The organism is Massilia sp. TSP1-1-2, assembly GCF_049896185.1.
Classification (GTDB): Bacteria; Pseudomonadota; Gammaproteobacteria; order Burkholderiales; family Burkholderiaceae_D; genus Telluria_A.
Map to the genome: position 1 here is coordinate 1 of NZ_JAFCTU010000089.1, position 1,445 is coordinate 1,445.

The following is a 1,445-nucleotide window of genomic DNA, read 5'->3' on the forward strand; positions in this document are numbered from 1 at the left end:
AATTCCACCACAACAACCAAGATCAGGACATAATTTGTTCAAAAAACACACCCGACAAGTAGTCTGACACAGGGGGGAGTCTACAAACTTTTTTTTGGTCAATGTGGCCAACTCGTCGCCTCCAATGAACGCATGCAAGCGATTGGCATACCGGCAATTCCTACAACATGTGTTGTGGGTACCAAAGGATTCAGCAGTCGCCGCTCGCCGTTCGGAAAACAAGCAAATGACGGCATCGTGTTGGAGTCCGAATTATGTACCGAGCTCTTTTCTGATGTGGTTCGAGTTGCGGTACGCCACCCATTTTTGCCAGCCACCCAAGAATTATCTCGCATCGTTCATCATCGGCTCTCGACTAAGGGGTAGTAAAGGGCAGCTTAATTACGCCGCACCGCAACCTTAGCGTAAACGGCTCGCGCCGATTTGATGGTGTGCTTTCTCTGTGGAGCAGATGCCCTCAATGGAGTTTTGGAGAAGATCTATGGAACTTAGCGCAAATGGCTTTCACATTCACCTCGGTGCAATTGGTCCGGTGAACGATGAGGACTGGGGCCGCGTCACCGTCGCGGTCTCGGAAGCCGGATTCAGCGCCAACTTTGAGGGCTGGCTGCAGAGCGGAGACGTCGAGCAATTCGCGAACACGATGGCCACTCTGTATTTAACTGCCGGAACTCCAGGCAAAGCAATATTGTCTTGTCACGAGCCAGGGATCTATATTGAGCTCGAGTCAGACAAGCACGGTCATGTAAGAGGACGATACGAATTTAAGAATGAGGCCGCCGGTGGTTTCAACCCCACTCTGAGCGGGATTCTCGACATGGATCAAAGCTATCTGCCCGCATGGGAAAAAGAATGCCGGCATCTGCTTGTTGAACTGAGGGGATGACGGCGCGAATTCCGACAAGCTGAAGCGTACAATCGGCCAGGAGCGGCCATTGGCCGAGGTATTGCATGTACGCTATTCAAGGGCGATTGCTTTTTCTTTACCTTTGATATGGACTTATCGCCATATCGTTATACACAACTCAGCCATGCCCCTCGCGCATCGACTGCAATGCGGTGGCCACGTCCATCACACGTTGCAATCCCTGCCAGATCGTCTTGACGCCGGGCTCCCCGCCGCTCTTTCGGCCAAGGAAGCGGCCGAGCTGGGCGATCAATCGCATTACCTCGTTGAGACGCGGCGGCGCGGCTGGCTGAGGCTTTTTCGAACGCAGATACGCGCCCCGAATTTCGTCGGGGTGGAAGAACAGAGCGGCATCCAGATCCGGGCAAGTTCGGGCCCAATGTCGTTTTGAGTGGAAGTTGACTTCGGCTACCATGTCGGCTACCGCTGTGAATGCCTGATGTCGTCGTGATCGGCCCGTAACAGGGTCAAGGGCGGGCCGCGCGAAGCGCGGCTCGGCGAAGCGAACCCTTGACGCTGTGCAGGGCCAATACGCTGG

Annotated in this window: 2 protein-coding genes; one reads left to right on the forward strand and one right to left on the reverse strand. The window is 54.5% G+C overall.

What is annotated here, in order from left to right; genetic code table 11:
- Positions 1–481: 481 nt before the first annotated feature.
- Positions 482–886: a WapI family immunity protein gene (locus ACP7BV_RS26935; RefSeq protein WP_426107966.1), complete on the forward strand. Its 405-nt coding sequence runs from the start codon at positions 482–484 to the stop codon at positions 884–886.
- Positions 887–1,025: 139 nt separating this feature from the next.
- Here the strand turns inward: ACP7BV_RS26935 and ACP7BV_RS26940 are convergent.
- Positions 1,026–1,445, reverse strand: a 420-nt coding sequence (locus tag ACP7BV_RS26940; protein WP_426107967.1) for an IS4 family transposase, incomplete at its 5' end; no start/stop codon positions are given.

Coding starts and splice junctions, on each gene's coding strand:
- ACP7BV_RS26935 (WP_426107966.1), top strand. CDS start 482: ATGGAACTTAGCGCAAATGGCTTTCACATTCACCTCGGTGCAATTGGT.